The 25,643-nt window shown below is 71.1% G+C and carries 2 protein-coding genes; both read right to left on the bottom strand.

What is annotated here, in order from left to right:
- Positions 1-2: 2 nt before the first annotated feature.
- Positions 3-9,560, bottom strand: a complete 9,558-nt coding sequence (locus P2L57_RS06910; RefSeq protein WP_372515637.1) for a type I polyketide synthase — start codon at positions 9,558-9,560, stop codon at positions 3-5.
- Positions 9,561-9,583: 23 nt separating this feature from the next.
- On the bottom strand, positions 9,584-25,582 hold the full coding sequence (locus tag P2L57_RS06905; RefSeq protein WP_275809905.1) for a type I polyketide synthase: 15,999 nt from the start codon (positions 25,580-25,582) through the stop codon (positions 9,584-9,586).
- Positions 25,583-25,643: the final 61 nt, after the last annotated feature.

Genomic DNA, 25,643 nt, shown 5'->3' with positions numbered 1-25,643 from the left:
CGCTATTGCCGGGGGCCGTCCCCCGGCCCCCCGAACCCGAGCTCGTTCTCGATGAAGGCGAAGACCTCATCGGGTGTTGCCTCTTGCAGCTTTTCCGTCACGGCCTCGCCGGTCGACGTGGGCTGTGGTTCGCCCCACTTCGCCAGCAGGGCTTGCAGGCGCAGGGCGATGTCCGCCCTGGATTCGCTGTCCGGGTCGAGGACGGACAGCGCCGACTCCAGCTTCTCCAGCTCCGCGATCCCCGGAGCCGCCGCTGCCGCGCCGCCGTCCTGCGTGATCTCGGCACGCAGGAAGTCGGCCAGGGCGGCGGGCGTCGGGTAGTCGAAGACCAGCGTCGCGGGCAGCCGCAGTCCGGTGGCCGCGGTCAGCCGGTTGCGCAGCTCCAGGGCGATCAGGGAGTCGAATCCCAGCTCCTTGAACGCCCGGCCGGCACCGACCTCGGCGGTCGACGGGTGGCCGAGCGCGCTGGCCGCGTGCGAGCGGACCAACTCCACGACCACCAGCGACTGTTCCGCCTGGGACATACCGGCCAACCGCTGGCGCAGCGCCTCGGCGGACCCGGCCGCAGCGGACTCGTCGCCCGCCGCACCGGTCCGCGCCAGCCGCCGCACCTCGGGCAGTTCGCCGATGAACGGGCTGTGGCGGACGGCGGTGAAGCCGGGGGCGAACAGGTCCCAGCGGATGTCCGCGATGGCGACGGCCGTCTCATCGTGGTCCAGCGCCTGCTGCAGCGCGCTGATCGCCAACTGCGGTGCCATGGCCGGGATCCCGCCGCGGTCCAGTCGGTCGCCGATGGCGCCGCCCGCGGCCAGACCGCTGTCGCCCCAACGTCCCCAGGCCACGGAGGTGGCGGTGAGGCCCGCCGCGCGGCGGTGTTCCGCCAGCGCGTCCAGGTACGCGTTGGCGGCCGCGTAGTTGGCCTGTCCGGCGTCACCGAGCGTGCCCGCGACACCTGAGAACAGGACGAACGCCGACAGGTCCAGGTCCCGGGTCAGCTCATGCAGGTTGAGTGCCGCGTCGGCCTTGGGCCCCAGCACGGTGGCGAACCGGTCCGGCGTCAGCGCGTCGAGCACACCGTCGTCGAGCACGCCCGCCGCGTGGACGACCGCGGTGAGCGGACTGTCGGCGGGAATGGCGGCGAGCAGTCCGGCGAGCGCCTCGCGGTCGGCGGCATCGCAGGCCGCGATGGTGACATCGGCGCCCAACTCGTTCAGCTCGGCGCGCAGTTCGGCCGCGCCGGGCGCGTCGGGGCCGCGGCGGCTGGTCAGCACGAGGTGCTTGGCGCCGCTGCGGGCCAGCCAGCGGGCGACATGCCCGCCGAGCGCTCCGGTACCGCCGGTGACCAGGACGGTGCCGTCCGGCCGCCAGTCACGCACCGCGCCCGCGTCGGCGAGCGAAGCGCGTACCAGCCTGCGGGCGAACAGTCCCGAGGATCGGACGGCGACCTGGTCCTCGCCGTCCACCCCGGCCAGCACCGCGACCAGGCGGGACAGCGCGCGCTCATCGGGGTTCTCCGGCAGATCGACGAGGCCGCCCCAGCGCTCGGGGTACTCCAGGGCCGCGGTCCGGCCGAAGCCCCACAGCAGTGCCTGGGCCGGATCCCGTACCGGGTCCGCCGCCGCCACGGACACCGCGCCGCGCGTCGCACACCACAGCGGGGCGTCGATCCCGGCATCGCCCAGTGCCTGGACGAGCGCCAGCGAGCCGTGCAGGCCCTGCGGATGGCCGTCGAACCCGAGCAGCGAGAGCACACCGCCGAGACGCTCGCCGTCCACCACCTCATCGCGGAGGCGGTCGACCAGGGGCTTGCGATCGGCATCGGCCGGATCAAGCACCACCTCACGTACGGAGGCGCCGCGTTCGGCGAGCATCCGAGCCGCGGCGGTGGGCCACTCGCCGTCGGCCGCGGTCTTCGGTACGACGACAAGCCAAGTTCCGGTGAGGCGGGACGCCCGCTCCTCAGCCAGCGGCTGCCAGTTCACGCGGTAGCGCCAGCCGTCCACCGTCGACTTCTCACGGCTCTGCCGACGCCAGGAGGACAGCGCGGGCAGTACGGCGCCCAGCGGCTCGCCCTCGATCTCCAGCGTCTCGGCGAGCGATTCCAGGTCCTCGCGCTCGACGGCCTCCCAGAACAGGGCGTCGATCGGATCCGTCGGCGCTGCCGCGATCTCCTCCGGCGCGGCGGCCTCCGGCCAGTACCGCTGACGCTGGAAGGCGTACGTCGGCAGCTCGACCCGGCGGGCACCGGTGCCCGCGAAGACGGCATCCCAGTCCACCGTCACACCGCGAACATACGCCTCACCCAGGGAGGCGTAGAAACGGTCCAAGCCGCCTTCATCGCGACGCAGCGAACCCAGAACGGCCGCGTCTCGGCCGGAGTCCTCGATGGTCTCCTGCACGCCCACGGTCAGCACCGGGTGCGGGCTGGACTCGATGAACACCCCGAAACCCTGCTCCAACAACGTACGAGTGGCGCTCTCCAACTCCACGGTCTGCCGCAGGTTACGGAACCAGTACTCCGCAGAAAGCTCCGGACCCTCCACCCACTCACCCGACACCGTCGACAAGAACGGCACCCGCGCAGCCCGCGGCACGATCGGCGCCAGAAGCTCCAGCAGCTCATCACGCAGCAGCTCCACCTGCGCGGAGTGCGACGCGTAGTCCACCGGAATACGACGCGCCCGCACACCATCCGACTCACACGACGCCAACAACTCATCCAGCGCCCCCGGTTCACCCGAGACCACCACCGACGACGGCCCGTTCACAGCGGCAACCGAAATCCGGTCCTCACCCCAGGCGGCAATCCGCTCCCGCACCGCCACCACCGGCAACGCAACGGACACCATGCCGCCCAACCCGGCCAGCACCCGCCCAATAGCCTGACTACGCAACGCCACAACCCGCGCAGCATCCTCCAAGCCGAGGATTCCGGCCACACACGCGGCAGCGATCTCACCCTGCGAATGACCCACCACAGCCGCGGGCTCCACACCCACCGACCGCCACACCTCAGCCAACGACACCATCACCGCGAACAACACCGGCTGAACCACATCCACCCGGTCCAACGACGGCGCACCCTCAACCCCCCGCAACACATGCACCAAAGACCAATCAGTGAACGGATCCAAAGCCGCCGCACACTCATCGATCCGGGCAGCGAACACGGGTGAAGCGTCCAACAACCCGACGGCCATGCCTACCCATTGCGACCCCTGTCCGGGGAACAGGAAGACCCCTTGGCCCCCGACTCCGGCCCCCTCAACGAGGCTCGGCAGGCTCAGCCCCTGAACCAGCGCGTCCAGTCCGCGGACGAAGTCGTCGCGGTCCCGGCCGATCACCACCGCGCGGTGGTCGAGGGCGGTCCGGGTGGTCGCCAGTGAGTAGCCCACGTCAGCGGATCGCAGGTCATCGTGGGTGCCGAGGTGGGTCAGCAGCCGCTCGGCCTGTCCGCGCAGCGCCGACTCGCTCTTTCCGGACAGTACCCACGGCACGACCGGCGACACATCGGCGCCCTGTGCCGGGGCGTCGTTGTCGGCGGCGGGAGACTCGGTCCCGACAGCCGGGGTCTCGTTTTCGGATATAGGGGCCTGTTCGAGTAGGGCGTGCGCGTTCGTACCGCTGAAGCCGAACGACGACACGCCCGCCCGCCGCGGCCGACCGGTCTGCGGCCACTCGGTGGTCTGCGTCAGCAGCGACACCGCACCGGCCGACCAGTCCACGTGCGGCGTCGGCTCGGCGATGTGCAGGCTCTGCGGGAGCACACCGTGCCGCATCGCCAGCACCATCTTCATCACACCCGCGACACCCGCAGCGGCCTGCGCGTGGCCGATGTTGGACTTGATCGACCCCAGCAGCAGCGGCTGGTCCTCCGACCGGCCCTGCCCGTAGGTGGCCAGCAGTGCCTGCGCCTCGATCGGGTCACCGAGCGAAGTCCCCGTACCGTGCGCCTCGACGACGTCCACCTCGGCGGCGGACAGCCGGGCGTTGGCCAGCGCCTGGCGGATGACGCGCTGCTGCGACGGGCCGTTCGGCGCCGTCAGACCGTTGCTCGCGCCGTCCTGGTTGATGGCGGTGCCCCGGACGATCGCCAGCACCGGATGGCCGTTGCGCTGCGCGTCCGACAGCCGCTCGACCAGCAGCATGCCCACGCCTTCGGCCGGGGTGAACCCGTCGGCGTCCGAGGAGAAGGCCTTGCAGCGGCCGTCGGTGGAAAGACCGCGCTGACGGCTGAACTCGATGAACGTGCCAGGGGTCGACATCACGGTCACGCCGCCCGCGAGCGCCAACGAGCACTCCCCGCTGCGCAGTGCCTGCACCGCCAGGTGCAGCGCGACCAGCGAGGCCGAGCACGCCGTGTCCACGGTGACGGCGGGCCCTTCCAGCCCGAACGTGTAGGACAGACGGCCGGAGACGACGCTCCCGGCGGTTCCCGTCGCGAGGTGTCCCTCGAAGCCGTCGGCGCTGCCCTGCATGAGCATCGAGTAGTCGGAGCCGTTGGTGCCGACGAAGACACCGGACTGGCTGCCGCGCAGCGTCGCGGGATCGATCCCGGCCCGCTCGAACGCCTCCCACGAGGTCTCCAGCAGCAGCCGCTGCTGCGGATCCATCGCAAGGGCCTCACGCGGGCTGATCCCGAAGAACCCGGAGTCGAACCGTGCCGCGTCGCTCAGGAAGCCGCCCTCACGGGTGTAGGACGTGCCCTGGGCGTCCGGATCCGGGTCGTACAGCGCCTCGACGTCCCAACCGCGGTCGAGCGGGAAGCCGGACAGCGCGTCGCCGCCCGATTCCAGCAGCCGCCACAGCTCCTCCGGCGACCGTACGTCTCCCGGGAAGCGGCAGCTCATCGCCACGATCGCGATGGGCTCATCGTCGGCGGCCGCGGCGGTCGGCAGCGGGACCGCTATCGCGCCCTGCTCACCGGACAGTTCGGTACGCAGGAACTTCGCGAGAGTGGTGGGCGTCGGATAGTCGAAGATCAGGGTCGGCGGCAGCTTCAGCGCGGTGGCGGCGTTCAGCCGGTTTCGCAGTTCCACGGCGGTCAGCGAGTCGAAGCCGAGTTCCTTGAAGGCCCGGTTCGGCTCCACCGCCTCAGAGCCCTGGTAGCCGAGGACGGATGCCACGGCGCCGCGCACCGACTCCAGCAGCAGACGCTCCTGTTCGGACTCGGGCAGGCCCGCGAGCCGCTGGACGAGCGCCACGCCATCGGCCGCCTCCTCCTCGGCGTCGGCGCGCAGGGCGTCCATGACCGCGCGGGCCTCGGGCAGGTCGTGCAGCAGCGGGCGCGGACGGCCGGAGGTGAAGGCAAGGACGAAACGCTTCCACTCCATGTCGGCGACGGTCAGCGTGGTCTCGTCCCGGTCCAGGGCGTGCTGGAGTGCGGTGACGGCGAGTTCGGGCGCCATCTCGATGACTCCGTGCCGGCGCATGCGGTCACCGACCGCGCCCTCCGCCATTCCGCCGTCGCCCCACGGCCCCCACGCCACCGAGGTCGCGGGCAGTCCGGCGTCGCGCCGGTGCTGGGCGAAGGCGTCGAGGAACGCGTTCCCCGGCGCGTAGTTGCCCTGTCCGGGGGCACCGAAGGTGGCCGCGAAGGACGAGAACAGCACGAAGGCGGACAGGTCCAGGTCGCGGGTCAGTTCGTGCAGGTTGAGCGTCGCGTCCAGCTTGACGCGGAGCACCCGGTCGAGCTGCTCCGGAGTCAGCGCCTCGATGACCCCGTCGTCGAGCACGGCCGCGGTGTGCACGACCGCGGTCAGCGGACGATCGGCGGGGATGGCGGCCAGCAGGGCGGCGAGTGCGTCCCGGTCGGCGACATCGCAGGCGGCAATGGTGACGTCCGCCCCCAACTCGGCCAGTTCGTCACGCAGTTCGGCGGCGCCGGGGGCGTCGGGGCCACGGCGGCTGGTCAGTACGAGATGGCGCGCACCCTCGCGGGCCAGGTAGCGGGCGACGTGCGCGCCCAGGGCGCCCGTGCCGCCGGTGACCAGGACGGTCCCGTCCGGCCGCCAGGTGCGTACGACGGGCGACTGCGCCAGCGAGGCGCGCACCAGCCTGCGGGCGAGGAGGCCGGAGGGCCGCACCGCCACCTGGTCCTCGCTGTCGGTCCCGGCCAGCGCCGCGACCAGCCGGGACAGCGCACGCTCGTCAGCGGTCTGCGGAAGGTCCACGAGACCGCCCCACCGCTCACCGTGCTCCAGCGCCACCACCCGGCCGAGGCCCCACACCAGGGCCTGCTCCGGGTCGTCCAGCGGCTCCGAGCGGTCCACGGCCACCGCACCGCGCGTGGCGAACCACAACGGCGCGTCGATCTCCGCGTCACCCAGCGCCTGCACCAGCGCCATGGACGCGTGCAGCGGCTGCCCGCCGTCCAGGGCGAGCAGCGACAGTACGCCGGTGACGCCCTCGCCGTCGGCGGTCTCCTCGCGGAGCAGTTCCGTGAGTGATGCACGGTCGGTGGCGGCGGGCGTCAACTGACGGACGGCCGCACCGCGTTCGGCGAGGGTGCGGGCCGTGTCCGCCGCCCACACGCTGTCGGCGGTCGGCGCGATGAGCAGCCAGGTGCCGGAGAGGCGGGACGTCGCGTCGTCGGTCAACGGCTTCCAGGTGACGCGGTAGCGCCAGCCGTCCACCGTCGACCGCTCGCGCCCCTGGCGACGCCAGGAGGACAGCGCGGGCAGCACATCGCTCCACGGCTGGTCGCCGTCGACCGCCAACTCGGCGGCGAGCGCCTCGAAGTCCTCCCGTTCCACGGCCTCCCAGAAGCGCGCCTCGACGGAGTCGGCCGCGGTGCCCTCGACCGCGTCGGCGACACCCGAGTCAAGCCAGTAGTGCTGGTGCTGGAAGGCGTAGGTCGGCAGGTCCACGCGGCGGGCACCGGTGCCCGCGAACACCTGCGACCAGTCGACGGCCACGCCGCGCGCATAGGCCTCACCCAGCGAGGTGTAGAAGCGGTCCAAGCCGCCTTCGTCGCGACGCAGCGAGCCGAGAGCGGCCGCGTCTCGGTCGGAGTCCTCGATGGTCTCCTGCACGCCCATGGTCAGCACCGGGTGCGGGCTGGACTCGATGAACACCCCGAAACCCTGCTCCAACAACGTACGAGTGGCGCTCTCCAACTCCACGGTCTGCCGCAGGTTACGGAACCAGTACTCCGCAGAAAGCTCCGGACCCTCCACCCACTCACCCGACACCGTCGACAAGAACGGCACCCGCGCAGCCCGCGGCACGATCGGCGCCAGAAGCTCCAGCAGCTCATCACGCAGCAGCTCCACCTGCGCGGAGTGCGACGCGTAGTCCACCGGAATACGACGCGCCCGCACACCATCCGACTCACACGACGCCAACAACTCATCCAGCGCCCCCGGCTCACCCGAGACCACCACCGACGACGGCCCGTTCACAGCGGCAACCGAAATCCGGTCCTCACCCCAGACGGCAATCTGCTCCCGCACCGCCACCACCGGCAACGCAACGGACACCATGCCGCCCAACCCGGCCAGCACCCGCCCAATAGCCTGACTACGCAACGCCACAACCCGCGCAGCATCCTCCAAGCCGAGGATTCCGGCCACACACGCGGCAGCGATCTCACCCTGCGAATGACCCACCACAGCCGCGGGCTCCACACCCACCGACCGCCACACCTCAGCCAACGACACCATCACCGCGAACAACACCGGCTGAACCACATCCACCCGGTCCAACGACGGCGCACCCTCAACCCCCCGCAACACATCCACCAAAGACCAACCAGTGAACGGATCCAAAGCCCCCGCACACTCATCGATCCGAGCAGCGAACACCGGCGAGGCATCCAACAACCCCACCGCCATCCCCACCCACTGCGACCCCTGCCCAGGAAAGACAAACACCGACTTACCACCGACGCTCACACCCTGCGTCAGCCCGGGCGCCATGTCCCCGGCCGCCAACGCGGCCAGCGCGGAACGCAGTTCAGCACGCTGCCGGCCCAGCGCCACCGCACGGTGCTCAAGGCCCGCGCGGCCGGTCGCCAGCGACAATCCGACGTCCACCGGACGAAGCTCGTCGTCAGCGTCCACCCACGCCAACAGCCGCTCCGCCTGACCCCGAACGGCCGCCGCGCTCTTGCCCGACAGCGCCCACACCACGGGCCCGGCCGGGGCCGACTCCTCCGCAGGCGCGGACTCCTCCTCCGCCGGGGCCTGTTCGAGGATGGTGTGTGCGTTCGTCCCGCTGAAGCCGAACGAGGACACCGCCGCCCGGCGCGGTTCGCCGGTCTCCGGCCACAGGACGGTGTCGGTCAGCAGCGAGACCGCGCCCGCCGACCAGTCCACGTGTGGCGTCGGCTCGTCGATGTGCAGGGTCTTGGGCAGCACACCGTGCCGCATCGCCTGCACCATCTTGATCACACCCGCGACACCCGCCGCGGCCTGTGTGTGGCCGATGTTGGACTTGATCGACCCCAACAGCAGCGGCCGGTCCTGCGGCCGGTCCTGCCCGTAGGTGGCCAGCAGCGCCTGCGCCTCGATCGGGTCGCCCAACGTGGTGCCGGTACCGTGCGCTTCCACCGCGTCGACCTGGGCGGCCGACAGGCTGGCGTTGGTCAGCGCCTGGTGGATGACACGCTGCTGCGACGGGCCGTTCGGCGCCGTCAGACCGTTGCTCGCACCATCCTGGTTGATGGCACTGCCACGCACGATCGCCAGTACCGGGTGACCGTTGCGCTGCGCGTCCGACAGCCGCTCGACCAGCAGCATGCCCACGCCCTCACCCCACCCGGTGCCGTCGGCGGCCGCCGCGAACGGCTTGCAGCGCCCGTTGGCGGCAAGCCCGCGCTGACGGCTGAACTCGGTGAAGGTGGCGGGGGTGGCCATGACCGTCACACCGCCCGCGAGCGCCAGCGAGCACTCTCCGTTGCGCAGCGCCTGTACCGCCATGTGCAGGGTGACCAGCGATGACGAGCAGGCCGTGTCGACGGTGACGGCCGGGCCCTCCAGGCCGAAGACGTACGACACCCGGCCGGAGGCGATGCTGCCGGAGCTTCCGGTGCCCAGGAAGCCTTCGACACCTTCGGGTACGGAGTCCAGGCGCGAGGTGTAGTCGTGGTACATCACGCCCGCGAACACCGCGGTACGGCTGCCGCGCACCGACGTCGGATCGATACCGGCCCGCTCGAACGCCTCCCAGGAGGACTCCAGCAGCAGCCGCTGCTGCGGGTCCATCGCCATCGCCTCGCGCGGGCTGATCCCGAAGACGGCGGGGTCGAACCGGCCCGCGTCGTAAAGGAAGCCGCCCTCGCTGACGTAGCTGGAGCCCGGCTGGTCCGGGTCCGCGTCGTAGAGCGACTCGACGTCCCAGCCGCGGTCGGTGGGGAACTGCCCGATGGCATCCGTGCCGTCCACCACCAGCCGCCACAGGTCCTCAGGGGTGCGTACGCCTCCGGGGTAGCGGCAGCTCATCGCCACGATGGCGATGGGCTCCTGGTCTCGCTCCTCCACCTCGCGCAGCCGCCGACGGGCCTGACGCAGGTCGGCGGTGGCCCGCTTGAGGTAGTCGCGAAGCTTGTCCTCATTCACCATCGCGTCGGGGTCCTTCTTTCTCAGGACGAGCCGAGCTCGTCGTCGAGCAGGTCGAAAAGCTCGTCATCGGTGGCTGTTTCAAGATCGTGGTCGTCATCGACGGCGCTGTCGGCCGTCGCTTCCTGCGCGTCATGCCACTTGGCCATGAGCGCCTGCAGCCGCATGGTGACGCGGGACCGGTTGACCCTGTCAGAGGTCGCCTCACCGGAGGCCATACCGGCCAACGTGGCTTCCAGGCGGTCGAGTTCGTCGAACACCGAGGGGCCCTCGGTGAGTGGCAGGGCCGTACGGAGGTGTTCGGCCAGTGCGGTGGGCGTCGGGTAGTCGAAGATCAGCGTGGCGGCGAGCCGCAGTCCGGTGGCCGCCCCGAGGCGGTTGCGGAGTTCGACGGCCGTCAGCGAGTCGAAGCCGAGCTCCTTGAAGGCGGCGTCGGGCTCGATCGCGGCGGCGCCGTCGTGCCCCAGCACGCCCGCCACCTGGGTACGCACCAGGTCCAGCAGCACCCGGTCCCGCTCGGCGGCGGGCAGCCCGGCCAACCGCTCGGCGAGCGTGGTCGCCGCACCCGCTGCCGCCGAGCCACCGCTCGCCGTACGGCGCCGTGGGGTACGGATCAGCCCGCGCAGCAGCGGCGGCACCGCTCCCGCACCGGACTGGGCGCGCAGCCCGTCCAGGTCGAGTCGCGCGGCCACCAGCAGACTGTCGTCCAGCGCACCGGCCGCGTCGAACAACGCCAGGCCTTCGTCCGTCGACAGCGCGGCCATGCTGCCGCGGGTGATCCGCTGCCGGTCGGCATCGGCCAGCGTGGCGGCCATACCGCCCTCGTCGTCCCACAGACCCCAGGCCAGCGACTGTGCCGGGAGGCCCTGGGCGCGGCGGTGCTGCGCCAGGGCGTCCAAGAAGGTGTTGGCGGCCGCGTAGTTGGCCTGGCCCGCGTTGCCGAACACACCGGCAGCCGAGGAGAACAACACGAACGCCGACAGGTCCAGCTCACGGGTCAACTCGTGCAGGTTCAGCGCCGCGTCCACCTTCGGACGCAGCACACGCTCAACGCGTTCCGCAGTCAGCGACTCCACGACGCCGTCGTCCAGCACACCGGCGGTGTGGATCACCGCGGTCAGCGGATGCTCGGCCGGGATCGCGCCCAGCACGCCGTCCAGCGCGGCGCGGTCGGCCGCGTCGCAGGCCGCCCAGCTGACCTGCGCGCCCAACTCGGCCAGCTCCGCGCCGAGTTCGGTGGCGCCGTCGGCCGACGCACCGCGTCGGCTGGTCAGCAGCAGATGGCGGACGCCGCGCTCGGTGACCAGATGCCGGGCCAGCAGCCCACCCAGCGTTCCGGTCGCGCCGGTGATCAGCACCGTGCCGTCCGGGTCGAGCTCCGGCAGCGGCGCGTCATCGACCGCCGCCACCCGTGCCAGGCGCGGTGCGTACACCGAACCGGCGCGTACGGCCAACTGGGTCTCGTCCGACGCGTCCAGCGTCAGCGCGGCCGTCAGCTCCTGCAGGGAGGCGTCCTCGCCATCGAGGTCGATCAGCACGAACCGGCCGGGATGCTCCGCCTGGGCCGAGCGCACCAGACCCCAGACGGCGGAGTGCACCAGGTCGTCCACGTCCTCCTCGGCGCCGACAGCCACCGCACCGCGGGTCACCACCGCGAGCCGGGTGTCGGCCAGGCCGTCGGAGGCGAAGCGCTCATCGGCCAGCCACTCCCGCACCAGGTCCAGTGCCTGACCGGTGGCCGTGTGCGTCGCGGTGGCGACCTCACTGGCGTAGGCGAGGTCGGGTACATACGAGACGAACACGACATCGGGTGCCGCGTCCCCGGCGGCTACCGCCTCGGCCAGCGCGGACAGATCGCGGTATCCCGCGACCCGACCGCCCGCCATCTCCAGCGCGGCCGACAACTTGAGGTCGTCGCTGCCCACGACGGCCCAACGGCCGTCCTCATCCGCGTCGGACGAGGTGGCCAGCAGGGACCAGTCGATGCGGAACAGCGACTCGTGGTGCGGCTGCCCGGCGCGGGCAGCGGCGAGTTGGTCAGCGGCGAGCGGACGCAGCACCAGCGAGTCCACCGAGATCACCGCCTGGCCCGTCTCATCGGCCACGGCCAGCGCGACCGCGTCCTGCCCCGCCGCGGACACCCGTACCCGAAGCGCCGAAGCGCCCTCGGCATACAGCCGTACGCCGTCCCAGGCGAACGGAAGACGCGCCTGACCTGCGGTGTCGCCCGCGAAGAAGTCACCGAGGCTGACCGCGTGCAGCGCCGCGTCCAGCAGCGCGGGGTGCAGCCCGAACGCCCCGGCCTCGGCGTGCTGTTCCTCGCTGAGGGCGACTTCGGCGAAGACCTCGTCCCCGCGCCGCCACGCGGCCCGCAGGCCCTGGAAGAGCGGGCCGTAGCCGAGCCCGATCGCGGCGAGATCCTCGTAGAGACCCTGGACGTCCACCGACTCGGCGTCGGCGGGCGGCCACTCCGTCAGCGCGGTCGGCTGATGCGTGCCCGAGGCCAACGCACCGCTGGCGTGCCGGGTCCACGGTTCGTCGGTCGGCGCGTCCTGCGGCCGGGAGTACAGGTCCAGCGTCCGGCGGCCCGATCCGTCGGGCTCGCCCACGGTCACCCGCAGGTGGACCGCGCCGCGCTCCGGCAGGATCAGCGGGGCTTCGAGGGTGAGTTCGTCCAGGACATCACAGCCGACCTGGTCCCCGGCCCGGATCGCCAGCTCCACAAGCGCGGCACCGGGCACCAGCACCGCGCCGGACACGGTGTGGTCGGCCAGCCACGGGTGGGTGTCGAGCGAGAGCCGCCCGGTGAACAGGAACCCGTCGGAGTCCGGCAGTTCGACCGCGGCCCCCAGCAACGGGTGCCGGGCCTCGCCCAGTCCGGCCGAGACCACGTCACCGACCAGCCCGGCGGGCGCCTCCAGCCAGTAGCGCTGGCGTTGGAAGGCGTAGGTCGGCAGGTCGACGCGGCGGGCGCCGGTTCCGGTGAAGTACGCCTGCCAGTCGACGGCGATGCCGTTGACGTGGACCTGGGCCAAGGCGGCGGTCAGGGTTTCGGGTTCGGGGCGGCCGGTGCGGAGTACGGGGACGAAGGACGCCGCCTTCTCCGGCTGCGTGACGCAGTCCTGGGCCATCGCCGACAGCACACCATCCGGGCCGAGCTCGACGAACGTCGTGACGTTCTGCGCTTCCAGCGTGCGAATGCCGTCGAGGAAACGGACGGCCTCACGGACGTGACGGACCCAGAAGTCCGGCGCGGTGACCTCCTCAGCCGACACCACAGCACCGGTGAGGTTCGAAACGATCGGGATACGCGGGGCGTTGAACGTCAGCCCCGCAGCCACCGCACGGAACGCGTCCAGCATCCCGTCCATGTGCGGCGAGTGGAACGCGTGGCTGACGGTCAGCCGCTTGGTCTTACGACCCTGCGCCTCGAAGGCCGCGGCGATCTCCAGAACCTTGGCCTCGTCACCCGCGATCACCACGGACGTCGGACCGTTGACCGCCGCAATGCTCACGCCCTCGGTGAGCGTGATCTCATCCTCGGCGGCCTGAACAGCGACCATCGCGCCGCCACCCGGCAGCTCCTGCATCAAACGGCCACGAGCCGCCACCAGCGCGCAGGCGTCATCCAGCGACAGCACACCCGCCACATGCGCAGCAGCCAACTCACCGATCGAATGCCCGGACAGGAAGTCCGGCCTGATCCCCCACGACTCCACCAACCGGAACAACGCGACCTCGACCGCGAACAACGCAGGCTGCGTGTAAGCGGTCTGATCCAGTACCTCGCTATCAGTGCCGAACAGCACGTCCTTCAGCGGCAGTTCGAACCGCTCGCAGACCGCATCCAGCGCCTCGGCGAAGACGGGATACGCCTCGTACAGCTCCCGGCCCATCCCCAGCCGCTGGCTGCCCTGCCCGGTGAACAGGAAGGCCGTCTTGCCCGCCGAGGCCGTCCCCTGCACCACGCCCAGGGCGGCTGCCCCTTGCATCAGGGCATCCAGCCCGCGCAGCAACTCGTCCCGATCGCCGACGATCAGCGCCGCGCGACGATCCAGCGCGGAGCGCGTAGTTGCCAACGAGTAGGCCACATCAGCCAGTTCAAGGAGATCGACCTCCGCAACATGAGACCGCAGCCGCTCGGCCTGGGCCCGCAGCGCGTCCTCGGTCTTTCCGGACAACACCAACGGCAGCACCGGCAGCGGCGCCAGCGGCGCACTCTGGCTGTCGTCCGCGACAGTCGGCGCCTGCTCGATGATCGTGTGGGCGTTCGTTCCGCTGAATCCGAACGAGGAGACGGCAGCCCGACGCGGACGGCCGGTCTCCGGCCAGGGCAAGGAGTCACCCAGCAGGGACACCGCCCCCGCCGCCCAGTCAACATGCGGCGTCGGCTCATCAACATGCAGCGTCCGCGGCAACACACCATGCCGCATCGCCATCACCATCTTGATGATCCCGGCAACACCAGCGGCGGCCTGCGTATGACCCATGTTCGACTTGATCGAACCCAACCACAACGGCTGGTCGTCGGAACGCTCCTGCCCATACGTCGCCAGCAGCGCCTGCGCCTCGATCGGGTCACCCAACGTGGTCCCCGTACCGTGCGCCTCCACCACATCAACATCCGCCGCCGTCAACCGCGCATTCGCCAAAGCCTGACGAATCACCCGCTGCTGCGACGGACCATTCGGCGCCGTAAGCCCATTACTCGCACCATCCTGATTGACCGCACTACCACGCACGATCGCCAACACCGGATGACCGTTGCGCCGGGCGTCCGACAGCCGCTCCACCAGCAGCATGCCCGCGCCTTCAGACCAGCCGGTGCCATCCGCGTCGGCCGAGAACGCCTTGCATCGGCCGTCCGCCGCCAAACCGCGCTGGCGGCTGAACTCCACGAAGGGCGCCGGTGTCGCCATCACGGTCACACCGCCCGCGAGCGCGAGCGAGCACTCGCCGTTGCGCAGCGCCTGCACCGCCAGGTGCAGGGCCACGAGCGACGACGAGCACGCCGTGTCCACGGTGACGGCGGGCCCCTCAAGACCAAAGGTGTAGGCGAGTCGGCCCGAGATCACGCTTGCCGCGTTGCCGGTACCGAGGAAGCCCTCGACGCCTTCCGGGAGCACCGGTAGCCGCGAGGCGTAGTCGTGGTACATCACGCCCGCGAACACCCCGGTACGGCTGCCGCGCAGCGCAGCCGGGTCGATCCCGGCCCGCTCGAACGCCTCCCACGAGGTCTCCAGCAGCAACCGCTGCTGCGGATCCATGGCGACGGCCTCACGCGGGCTGATTCCGAAGAACGCCGGGTCGAAACTGGCGGCGTCATGGACGAAGCCGCCTTCGCGGGCATAGCTGGTGCCGGTGCGGTCCGGGTCGGCGTCGTACAGCGCGTCCAGGTGCCAGCCGCGGTCGGTGGGGAACGCGCCGATGGCGTCCCGGCCGTCCATGACCAGCCGCCACAGGTCCTCGGGGGTCTGCACGCCACCGGGGTAGCGGCAGCCAAGACCGACGATGGCGATCGGCTCGTCGTCGGCCGCCACGACCGTCACGGCCTTGTCGACCGCCTCCGGGGCCGCGCCCAGCACCTCGGTACGCAGGAAGTCGGCGAGCACGACCGGCGTCGGGTAGTCGAAGACCAGCGTGGCGGGCAGCCGCAGATCCGTGGTGGCGCCCAACCGGTTGCGCAACTCGACCGCGCTCAGTGAGTCGAAGCCGAGTTCACGGAACGAGCGGTCGGGGCCGACCTCTTCGGCGCCCGAGTATCCGAGCACGGCCGCGACCTGGGTGCGGACGAGCTCCAGCAGCGCGGCGTCCTGCTCGGCGGTCGGCGCAGCGGCGAGCCGCTGCGCCAGCGAACCGTTCTGGGCGCGTTCGGTGCCTTCCGCGGTCCTACGGACCGTGGTGCGGACCAGTGCGCGCAGCAGCGGCGGCACAGCCTCGGAGGCCCGCCCACGTAGTGCGGCGGTGTCCAGACGGATGGGTACGAGCAGTGCCTCGGCGGCCGATCCGTATGCGGCGTCGAGGAGTTGCAGTCCTTCCTCGGTGCTGAGGGCGGAGACTCCGCCTCGGTTCATCCGGCCGAGGTCCGCGTCGCCCAGTTCGGCGGTCATGCTTCCGGACTCGGCCCACAGGCCCCAGGCCAGCGACTGTGCCGGGAGGCCCTGGGCGCGGCGGTGCTGCGCCAGGGCGTCCAAGAAGGCGTTGGCGGCCGCGTAGTTGGCCTGGCCCGCGTTGCCGAACACACCGGCGGCCGAGGAGAACAACACGAACGCCGACAGGTCCAGCTCACGGGTCAACTCGTGCAGGTTCAGCGCCGCGTCCACCTTCGGACGCAGCACACGCTCAACGCGTTCCGCAGTCAGCGACTCGATGATGCCGTCGTCCAGCACACCGGCGGTGTGGATCACCGCGGTCAGCGGGCGTTCGGCGGGAATCGAGTCCAGCAGCTCGGCCAGTGCGGGGCGGTCGGCCACATCGCAGGCGGCAAGCGACACATCGGCGCCCAACGCGCCGAGTTCCGTGGCGAGTTGCGCCGCTCCCTCGGCGTCCATGCCGCGTCGGCTGGTCAGCAGCAGGTGTCGTACACCGTGCTCGGTCACCAGATGGCGGGCGACGAGGCCGCCCAGGGTGCCGGTCGCGCCGGTGATCAGGACGGTGCCATTGGCGTCGTGCGGCCGTACGTCGGCGGCGCCCGCGATGAGCCGGGTCAGCCTCGGGACCAGGACGCGGCCGCCGCGAACGGCCAACTCCTGCTCCGCCAAGCCGAGCAGCGCGGGATCCAGCGCCGACACGGACGGGTCGAGGTCCACCAGGACGAAGCGACCCGGGTTCTCCGACTGCGCCGAGCGCACCAGACCCCGTACCGCCGCCCCCGCCAGGTCCTCCGGACCATGCGTGACGAACACCAGCCGCGACGCGGTGAACCGCTCATCGGCCAGCCACTCCTGGAGCAGCGCCAGCGCGCGCCGGGTCGCCGCATGCACCACCTCGACGGAAACCGCCACAGCCGACGTCAATGCGTCGACAACCACGTTGCCCGGCAACGCAGTTGGCAGGCCAGCCAGCCCCTCGGCGCCAAGCGTCGCGTACGTCGGCCGTTCGCCAGCCTCCGCAACCGTCAGCTCGGTCCAGTCCACCCGGAACAGCGACTCATGCCGGACCTGCCGCAGTTGCTCGGCAGAAACACCCCGAAGCACCAGCGACTCAACCGACGCCACCGGCTGCCCGGTCCCATCAGCCACCGCCAGCGACACCGTGTCCTGCCCGTCCGCCGACACCCGGACCCGCAGCACCGAAGCACCCACGGCATGCAGCGACACACCGCTCCAGGCGAACGGCAACCGCGCACCAGCGTCAGCGTCAGCGAAGAAGTCGCCCAGGCCCACCGCGTGCAACGCGGAGTCCAGCAGCGCCGGATGCAGACCGTACCGGTCAGCCTGGGACCGCTGCTCTTCCGCCAACTCGACCTCGGCGAAGATCTCCTCACCCCGACGCCAAGCCGCGCTCAGCCCACGGAAGCCGGGCCCGTACGAGAGCCCAGCGGCTGCCAATCCCTCGTAAAGGCCGTCGACGCTCACCTCCTCGGCACCCGTCGGAGGCCACACGGCCAGGTCGAACTCCGGCGCCCGCCCAGCAACAGCCAACACACCACTGGCATGCCGCACCCACGGCTCACCCACCCCCGCGTCCTCAAACCGCGAGTACAGGGCTACCGAGCGCCGCTCGGACGCGTCCGGCGCGCCGAGTACGAGCTGTATCCGCACCGCGCCCTTCTCGGGCAGGGTGAGCGGTGCTTGGAGGGTGAGCTCTTCCAGATGGTCACAACCCACCTGGTTTCCGGCGTGCGATACCAGTTCGACGAAGGCCGTGCCCGGCAGCAACACCGTGTCCATGACGGCGTGATCCGCCAGCCAGGGGTGCGTCCGCAGTGACAGCCGGCCGGTGAACACCAGACCGTCGTCGTCCGCCAACGGCACCGCGGCGCCCAGCAGCGGGTGATCGGCCGACGCCAGCCCAAGCCCGGCAGCGTCTCCGGCGCTCGGAGAGTCGGACGGCCGCGGCCAGTATGCGCGGCGCTGGAAAGCGTACGTGGGCAGGTCGACCCGGCTCGCGCCGGTTCCGGAGAAGTAGGCCGCCCAGTCCACGGCCACACCGCGCACATGGGCCTGCGCCACGGCCGCGTTGAGTGATTCGGCCTCGGGGCGGCCGTTGCGCAGCACGGGGACGAAGGCGGCCTTCTCCGGCTGCGCGACGCAGTCCTGGGCCATCGCCGACAGCACACCGTCCGGGCCGAGCTCCACGAACGTGGTGACGTTCTCGGCTTCCAGCGCACGGATGCCGTCGAGGAATCGGACGGCGTCACGGACATGGCGGACCCAGAAGTCCGGGGCGGTGATCTCCTCGGCGGAGACGACAGCACCGGTGAGGTTGGAGACGATCGGAATGCGCGGGGCTTCGTAGGTCAGGCCCTCCGCGATCGCGCGGAACGCGTCCAGCATGCCGTCCATGTGCGGCGAGTGGAACGCATGGCTCACGGTCAGCCGCTTCGTCTTACGACCCTGCGCCTCGAACGACGCGGCTATCTCCACCACCGCGTCCTCATCCCCTGCGATGACGACAGAGGAAGGCCCGTTGATCGCCGCAATGCTCACGCCATCCGTCAGCGTGACCTCATCCTCGGCGGCCTGAACAGCGACCATCGCGCCGCCACCCGGCAGCTCCTGCATCAACCGGCCACGAGCCGCCACCAACGCACAAGCGTCATCCAGCGACAGCACACCAGCGACATGCGCGGCAGCCAGCTCACCGATCGAATGCCCAGACACGAAATCGGGCTTCAACCCCCACGACTCAACCAACCGGAACAGCGCCACCTCGACCGCGAACAGCGCGGGCTGCGTGTAGGCCGTCTGATCCAGCAGATCACCATCAGCACCGAACAGCGCGTCCTTCAACGGCAGTTCAAGTCGCCCACACACCGCATCCAGCGCCTCAGCGAACACCGGATACGCCTCGTAAAGCTCCCGGCCCATACCCAGCCGCTGACTGCCCTGACCGGTGAACAGGAACGCGAGCTTCCCGCCAACCCGAGAGCCCTCAATCACCCCGGCGGCCTCACGGCCTTCGGCCAGCGCCGCCAGGCCGGCGAGGAACGTCTCCCGCTGCCCCGCCACCACCACCGCACGGTGCTCGAACGCCGCGCGCCCGGTGGCCAGCGAGTAGCCCACATCCGCCGGGCTGACCTCCGGGTCAGCGGCCACCCGCGTACGCAGCTGCTCTGCCTGGGCCCGCAGTGCGTCTGCGGACTTGGCCGACAGCGCCCACGGCAAGACCGGCGACTTGACGGCTGGCTCAGCCGGGCCCACGCCCGTGGTCGTCGGCGCCTGTTCCAGCAGCGTGTGCGCATTGGTGCCGCTGATGCCGAACGAGGACACCGCGGCCCGCCGCGGACGGCCGGTCTCCGGCCACTCGCGTGCCTCGGTCAGTAGCGAGACCGCGCCAGCGGACCAGTCAACATGCGGCGACGGCTGATCCACGTGCAGGGTCTGCGGCAACACACCATGCCGCATCGCCATCACCATCTTGATGACTCCGGCGACACCAGCGGCAGCCTGCGTATGACCGAAGTTCGACTTAATGGACCCCAGCCACAGCGGCTGATCCGCCGAGCGCTCCTGCCCGTACGTCGCCAGCAGCGCCTGCGCCTCGATCGGGTCACCGAGCGTGGTCCCCGTACCGTGCGCCTCCACGGCGTCCACCTCGGCCGCCGTCAACCGCGCATTCGCCAACGCCTGACGAATCACCCGCTGCTGCGACGGACCATTCGGCGCCGTCAGACCATTACTCGCACCATCCTGGTTGATCGCGCTACCCCGCACGATCGCCAGCACCGGATGCCCGTTGCGCTGGGCGTCCGACAGCCGCTCCACCAGCAGCATGCCGACACCCTCGGACCAGCCGGTGCCATCCGCGTCGGCCGAGAACGCCTTGCAACGGCCGTCCGCCGCCAGACCACGCTGACGGCTGAAGCCGACGAAGGTGCCGGGGGTCGCCATGACGGTGACCCCGCCCGCGAGCGCGAGCGAGCACTCGCCGTTGCGCAGCGCCTGCGCGGCCAGATGCAGCGCGACCAGCGAAGACGAGCAGGCGGTGTCGATGGTCACTGCCGGGCCCTCCAGGCCGAAGGTGTACGACACCCGGCCCGAGGCGATGCTTCCGGTGCTGCCCGAGCCCAGCGAGCCCTCGACGGCATCAGAGGTGTTCTCCAGCACCGCCGCGTAGTCGTGGTACATCACGCCCGCGAACACACCGGTACGGCTGCCGCGCAGCGCCGCCGGGTCGATCCCGGCCCGCTCGAACGCCTCCCACGAGGTCTCCAGCAACAACCGCTGCTGCGGGTCGGTGGCCAGCGCCTCGCGCGGGCTGATCCCGAAGAACGTGGGGTCGAAGTCGCCCGCGTCGTGCAGGAATCCGCCCTCACGCGTGTAGCTGGTGCCGGGGTGGTCGGGGTCCGGGTCGTACAGCGCGTCGACGTCCCAGCCGCGGTTGGCCGGGAACGGAGTGATTCCGTCCCGCCCCGCGGCCACTGCCGCCCACAGGTCCTCGGGGGTGCCGATGCCGCCTGGGAAGCGGCAGCTCATCGCCACGATGGCGATGGGCTCATCGTGGTCGGCGCCCGCCGCGGTCACCGTGGCGCCCGGCGCGCCGTGCGTGCCGGAGATCTCGGAGTGCAGATGGCGGGCGAGTACGAGGGAGGTCGGATGGTCGAAGATCAGCGTGGCGGGCAGCCGCATTCCAGTCGCGGCGCCGAGCCTGTTGCGTAGCTCGACCGCCGTCAGCGAGTCGAAGCCCAACTCCTTGAAGGCGCGGTCGGGTTCGACGGCGTGCGCCGAGTCGTAGCCGAGTACGGCCGCGACATGCGTGCACACCAGGTCGAGGAGCACGCGCTCCTGCTCGGCCGCGGTGAGGCCGAGCAGACTCTGGGCGAGGGCAGACCTGTCCGTTGCCTCCGCCGTACGCCGCGCCGGGGTACGGACCAGGCCGCGCAGCAGCGGCGGGACCGCGCCGGTGGCGGCGTTCGCCCGCACGGTGGCGAGGTCGAGCCGGGTGGGGACGAGCAGCGGTTCGCCCAGTGTGACGCCCGCGTCGAGGAGTTGGAGCCCCTCGTCGGCGGACAGCCCCTGGACGCCACTGCGGTTCATGCGGCTGACATCGGCGGAGTCAAGGCCGCCAGCCATGCCGTCGTCGGTGTCCCACAGCCCCCAGGCCAGTGACACGGCGGGCAGACCCAGGGCGCGGCGGTGGTGCGCCAGGGCGTCGAGGAAGGTGTTGGCGGCGGCGTAGTTGGCCTGGCCGGGGGCGCCGAACACGCCCGCGGCCGAGGAGAACAGCACGAACGCGGAAAGGTCCAGGTCCCGCGTGAGTTCATGGAGATTGAGCGCCGCGTCCGCCTTCGGGCGCAGGACGTTCCTGACGCGTTCCGGAGTGAGGGAGTCGATGACACCGTCGTCCAGCACACCGGCCGTGTGCACGACGGCCGTCAGCGGATGCTCGGCCGGTATCGAGGCCAGTACGTCCGACAGCGACTCCCGGTCCGCGACGTCACATGCGTGCCAGGTGACCTCGGCTTCCAACTCGGTCAACTCGTCGGCGAGTTCGGCGGCGCCGTCGGCGCGCTCGCCGCGTCGGCTGACCAGCAGTAGGCGCCGCACGCCGTGCTCGGTCACCAGGTGCCGGGCGACGAGGCGGCCCAGGGTGCCGGTGGCGCCGGTGATCAGCACGGTGCCGTTCGGGTCGTACGGCCGTGCGTCGGCGTCGCCGCCGGTCGCGGTCCGGGCCAGCCTGGGCGCACGCAGCAGCCCGCCGCGTACGGCGACTTCCTGTTCGCCGGACGCGCATACGGCCGGGAGCGATGCGTCGGAGCCGTCCAGATCGACCAGCAGGAAGCGGTCCGGGTGTTCCGACTGGGCCGAGCGCACCAGGCCCCAAACCGCCGCATGGGTCAGGTCGTTCACCGGCTCGTCGGCACCGGCGGCCACCGCGCCCCGGGTGACGAAGACCAGCCGCGAGGCGGCGAAGCGTTCCGCCGTCAGCCATGACCGCACCAGGTCAAGGGCCCGCTCGGTCGCCTGGGACACCGCCTGCGCGCTGGGGACGGCGACCGTGTGGGGCACCAGAACCACGTCGGGGACCGCCGCAGAGCCGGATTCCACGGCCGCGACCAGCTCGTCCAGGTCCGCGTACCGCTGTACCGGAAGCCCGGCCGCCAGCCCTGCGTCCTGCGTGCCCAGAACGGCCCACTGTCCGGCCGGGATCGCTGAGGGTGCCGGGACGTTCGCCCACTCCACCCGGAACAGCGACTCATGACGGCCGCCACGGACCTGCTCGGCCGACACGGGACGCAGCACCAACGAGTCAACGGACGCCACCGGCTGCCCGGACCCATCAGCCACCCACAGCGACACCGCATCCTGCCCGGTCGGCGCCAACCGCACCCGGAGCACCGAAGCGCCCACGGCATGCAGCGACACACCACCCCACAAGAACGGCAGCCGCGCCCCACCCGCGCCATCACCGGCGAAGAAGTCACCCAAGCCGACAGCGTGCAGCGCAGAGTCCAGCAACGCCGGATGCAGCCCGTACGCACCAGCCTGCGAACGCTGCTCCTCACCCAACTCGACCTCGGCGAAAACCTCCTCGCCCCGGCGCCAAGCTGCCCCGACCCCACGGAAGACCGGACCATACGAAAGACCGGCAGCCGCCAGTCCCTCGTACAACCCCTCAACCGGCACCGCCGCCGCCCCCACCGGAGGCCACACACCCAACTCAAACGACGCCGCAACCCCACCCGACGCCAACACACCACTGGCATGCCGCACCCACGGCTCCCCCACAGCCGCATCCTCGAACCGCGAGTACACAGCGAGTGAGCGGCGCCCGGACCCATCCGGTGCGCCGACCCACAGTTGGAGCTGGACACCCGCCGTCGTGGGAAGGGCCAGCGGGGCTTCGAGGGTGAGTTCCTCCAGGTGGTCACAGCCCACCTGGTCTCCGGCCCTGATCGCCAGTTCGACGAAGGCCGTGCCGGGCAGCAGCACCGTGTCCATGACGGTGTGGTCGGCCAGCCAGGGGTGGGTGTCGAGCGCCAGCCGGCCGGTGTACAGGAAGCCATCGGTGTCGGCGAGCGCCACGGCGGCGCCCAGCAACGGATGGTCAGCCGCACCAAGCCCGGCCGACGTCACATCGCCGGTCGGATAGCCCGAGTCAAGCCAGTACGTCTCACGCTGGAACGCATACGTCGGCAGCTCGACGCGCTGCGCACCGGTCCCGGCGAAGACCTCTTCCCATGCCAGCCGGACACCACGGACATGCGCCTCGGCCAGGGCGGAAGCGAGAGTTTCGCTTTCCGGACGGCCGTTGCGCAGCACGGGGACGAAGGCGGCCTTCTCCGGCTGCGCCACGCAGTCCTGGGCCATCGCCGACAGCACACCGTCCGGGCCGAGCTCCACGAACGTCGTGACGTTCTCGGCTTCCAGCGCACGGATGCCGTCGAGGAAACGGACCGCCTCACGGACGTGACGGACCCAGAACTCCGGGGCGGTGATCTCCTCGGCGGAGACGACAGCACCGGTGAGGTTGGAGACGATGGGGATACGCGGGGCCTCGTACGACAGCCCCTCGGCGACCCTACGGAACTCAGCCAGCATCCCGTCCATGTGCGGCGAGTGGAACGCATGGCTGACGGTCAGCCGCTTCGTCTTACGACCCTGCGCCTCGAAGGCCGCAGCGATCTGCAAGACCGCATCCTCGTCACCGGCGATGACGGCGGAGGTCGGCCCGTTGATCGCGGCGATGCTCACGCCGTCGACCAGCAGCGGCAGAACCTCGTCCGCCGAGGCCTGTACCGCCACCATCGCGCCGCCACCCGGCAGTTGCTGCATCAACCGGCCACGAGCCGCCACCAACGCACAAGCGTCATCCAGCGACAGCACACCAGCGACATGCGCGGCAGCCAACTCGCCGATCGAATGCCCGGACAGGAAATCGGGCTTGAGGCCCCACGACTCAACCAACCGGAAAAGAGCAACCTCGACCGCGAACAGCGCGGGCTGCGTGTAGGCCGTCTGATCCAGCAGATCACCATCAGCGCCGAACAGCACATCGCGCAGCGGCAGTTCAAGTCGCCCACACACCGCATCCAGCGCCTCGGCGAACACCGGATACGCCTCGTAGAGCTCCCGGCCCATCCCCAGCCGCTGGCTGCCCTGCCCGGTGAACAGGAACGCCAGCTTCCCGCCCTGGGTCCTGCCCGCGGTCACGCTCGCCGTGGGCCGGCCCTCGGCAAGCGCCGCCAGGCCCGCGAGGAATGCCTCCCGCTCCCCCGCCACCACCACCGCACGGTGCTCGAACGCCGCCCGGCCGGTGGCCAGCGAGTAGCCGACATCCGTGGCAGCCGCCTCGGGGTGCGCCGTCACATGGGCCAACAGCCTTTGGGCCTGCTGCTGTAGCGCCGTCCGGGTCTTGGCCGAAAGCGGCCACACCGGCAGCGCGGGGCGCGGCTCGGCTTCGACAGCGTCAACGGAAACCGCGGAATCGGCTGAACCCGTGGAATCGCCGGAGCCGGTGACTTCCTCAGGTGCCTGCTCCAGCACCGTGTGCGCATTGGTGCCGCTGATGCCGAAGGAGGACACCGCGGCCCGCCGCGGACGGCCGGTCTCCGGCCACTCGCGCGCCTCGGTCAGCAGCGAGACCGCGCCCTTGGTCCAGTCGACGTTGTGCGACGGCTCGTCGACGTGCAGGGTCTTCGGCAGAACGCCGTGGCGCATCGCCATGACCATCTTGATGATCCCGGCCACGCCCGCCGCGGCCTGGGTGTGGCCGACGTTGGACTTGATCGAGCCGAGCCACAGCGGCTGCCCCTCGGGACGGCCCTGGCCGTAGGTGGCCAGCAGCGCCTGTGCCTCGATCGGGTCGCCCAGCGTGGTGCCCGTGCCGTGCGCCTCGACCACGTCGATATGGGTCGTGGACAGCCGTGCGTTGGTCAGTGCCTGGCGGATGACGCGCTGCTGCGAGGGGCCGTTGGGCGCGGTCAGACCGCTGCTCGCGCCGTCCTGGTTGATCGCGCTGCCGCGGACCAGCGCCAGCACCTTGTGCCCGTTGCGCTGGGCGTCCGACAGCCGCTCCAGCAGCAGCATGCCCGCGCCCTCGCCCCAGCCGGTGCCGTCGGCGGCCTGCGCGAACGACTTGCAGCGGCCGTCGAGTGCCAGCCCGCGCTGGCGGCTGAACTCGGTGAAGGTGCCGGGAGTGGACATGACGGTGACGCCGCCCGCGAGTGCCAGCGTGCACTCGCCGTTGCGCAGCGCCTGCGCCGCCAGATGCACCGCGACCAGCGAAGAGGAGCACGCGGTGTCGATGGTCACCGCCGGACCCTCCAGGCCGAAGGTGTACGACACCCGGCCCGAGGCGATGCTTCCCGAGCTGCCGTTGCCGAGGAAGCCCTCGACCTCCTCGGGGACCGTGAACAGCCGTGCGGCGTAGTCGTGGTACATCACGCCCGCGAACACACCGGTACGGCTGCCGCGCAGCGCCGCCGGGTCGATCCCGGCCCGCTCGAACGCCTCCCACGAGGTCTCCAGCAGCAACCGCTGCTGCGGATCCATCGCCAGCGCCTCACGCGGCGAGATCCCGAAGAACGCCGGGTCGAACTCGGCCGCGTCCCGCAGGAAGCCGCCCTCCCGTACGTACTCCGCGGCCGTGCCGTCGGCGTCCGGCTCGGGGTCGTACAGCACGTCGGTGCCCCAACCGCGGTCCTCCGGATAGCCGGAGACGGCGTCCGCGCCACGGGCGACGAGCTCCCACAGGTCCTCGGGGGAACGCACGTCTCCCGGGTAGCGGCAGCTCATCGCCACAATGGCGATGGGCTCCTGCTCCCGCTCCTCCACCTCGCGCAGTCGTCGGCGAGCCTCGCGCAGATCTGCCGTCGCCCGCTTGAGGTAATCGAGGTACTTCTCCTCGTTCACCATTTACGCCGTCCCGGTGGTGAGAGTGGTGGGAATTGTGCGAGCCGGAAAGCCCGTGCTGCGA

This window comes from Streptantibioticus ferralitis, assembly GCF_029223525.1.
In the GTDB taxonomy this organism is placed as follows: domain Bacteria; phylum Actinomycetota; class Actinomycetes; order Streptomycetales; family Streptomycetaceae; genus Streptantibioticus_A; species Streptantibioticus_A ferralitis.
This window is presented reverse-complemented; position numbering and strand designations above follow the sequence as displayed.

Excerpts from the sequence above, each read along its gene's own strand:
- P2L57_RS06905 (WP_275809905.1), bottom strand. The coding sequence starts at position 25,582 with ATGGTGAACGAGGAGAAGTACCTCGATTACCTCAAGCGGGCGACGGCA.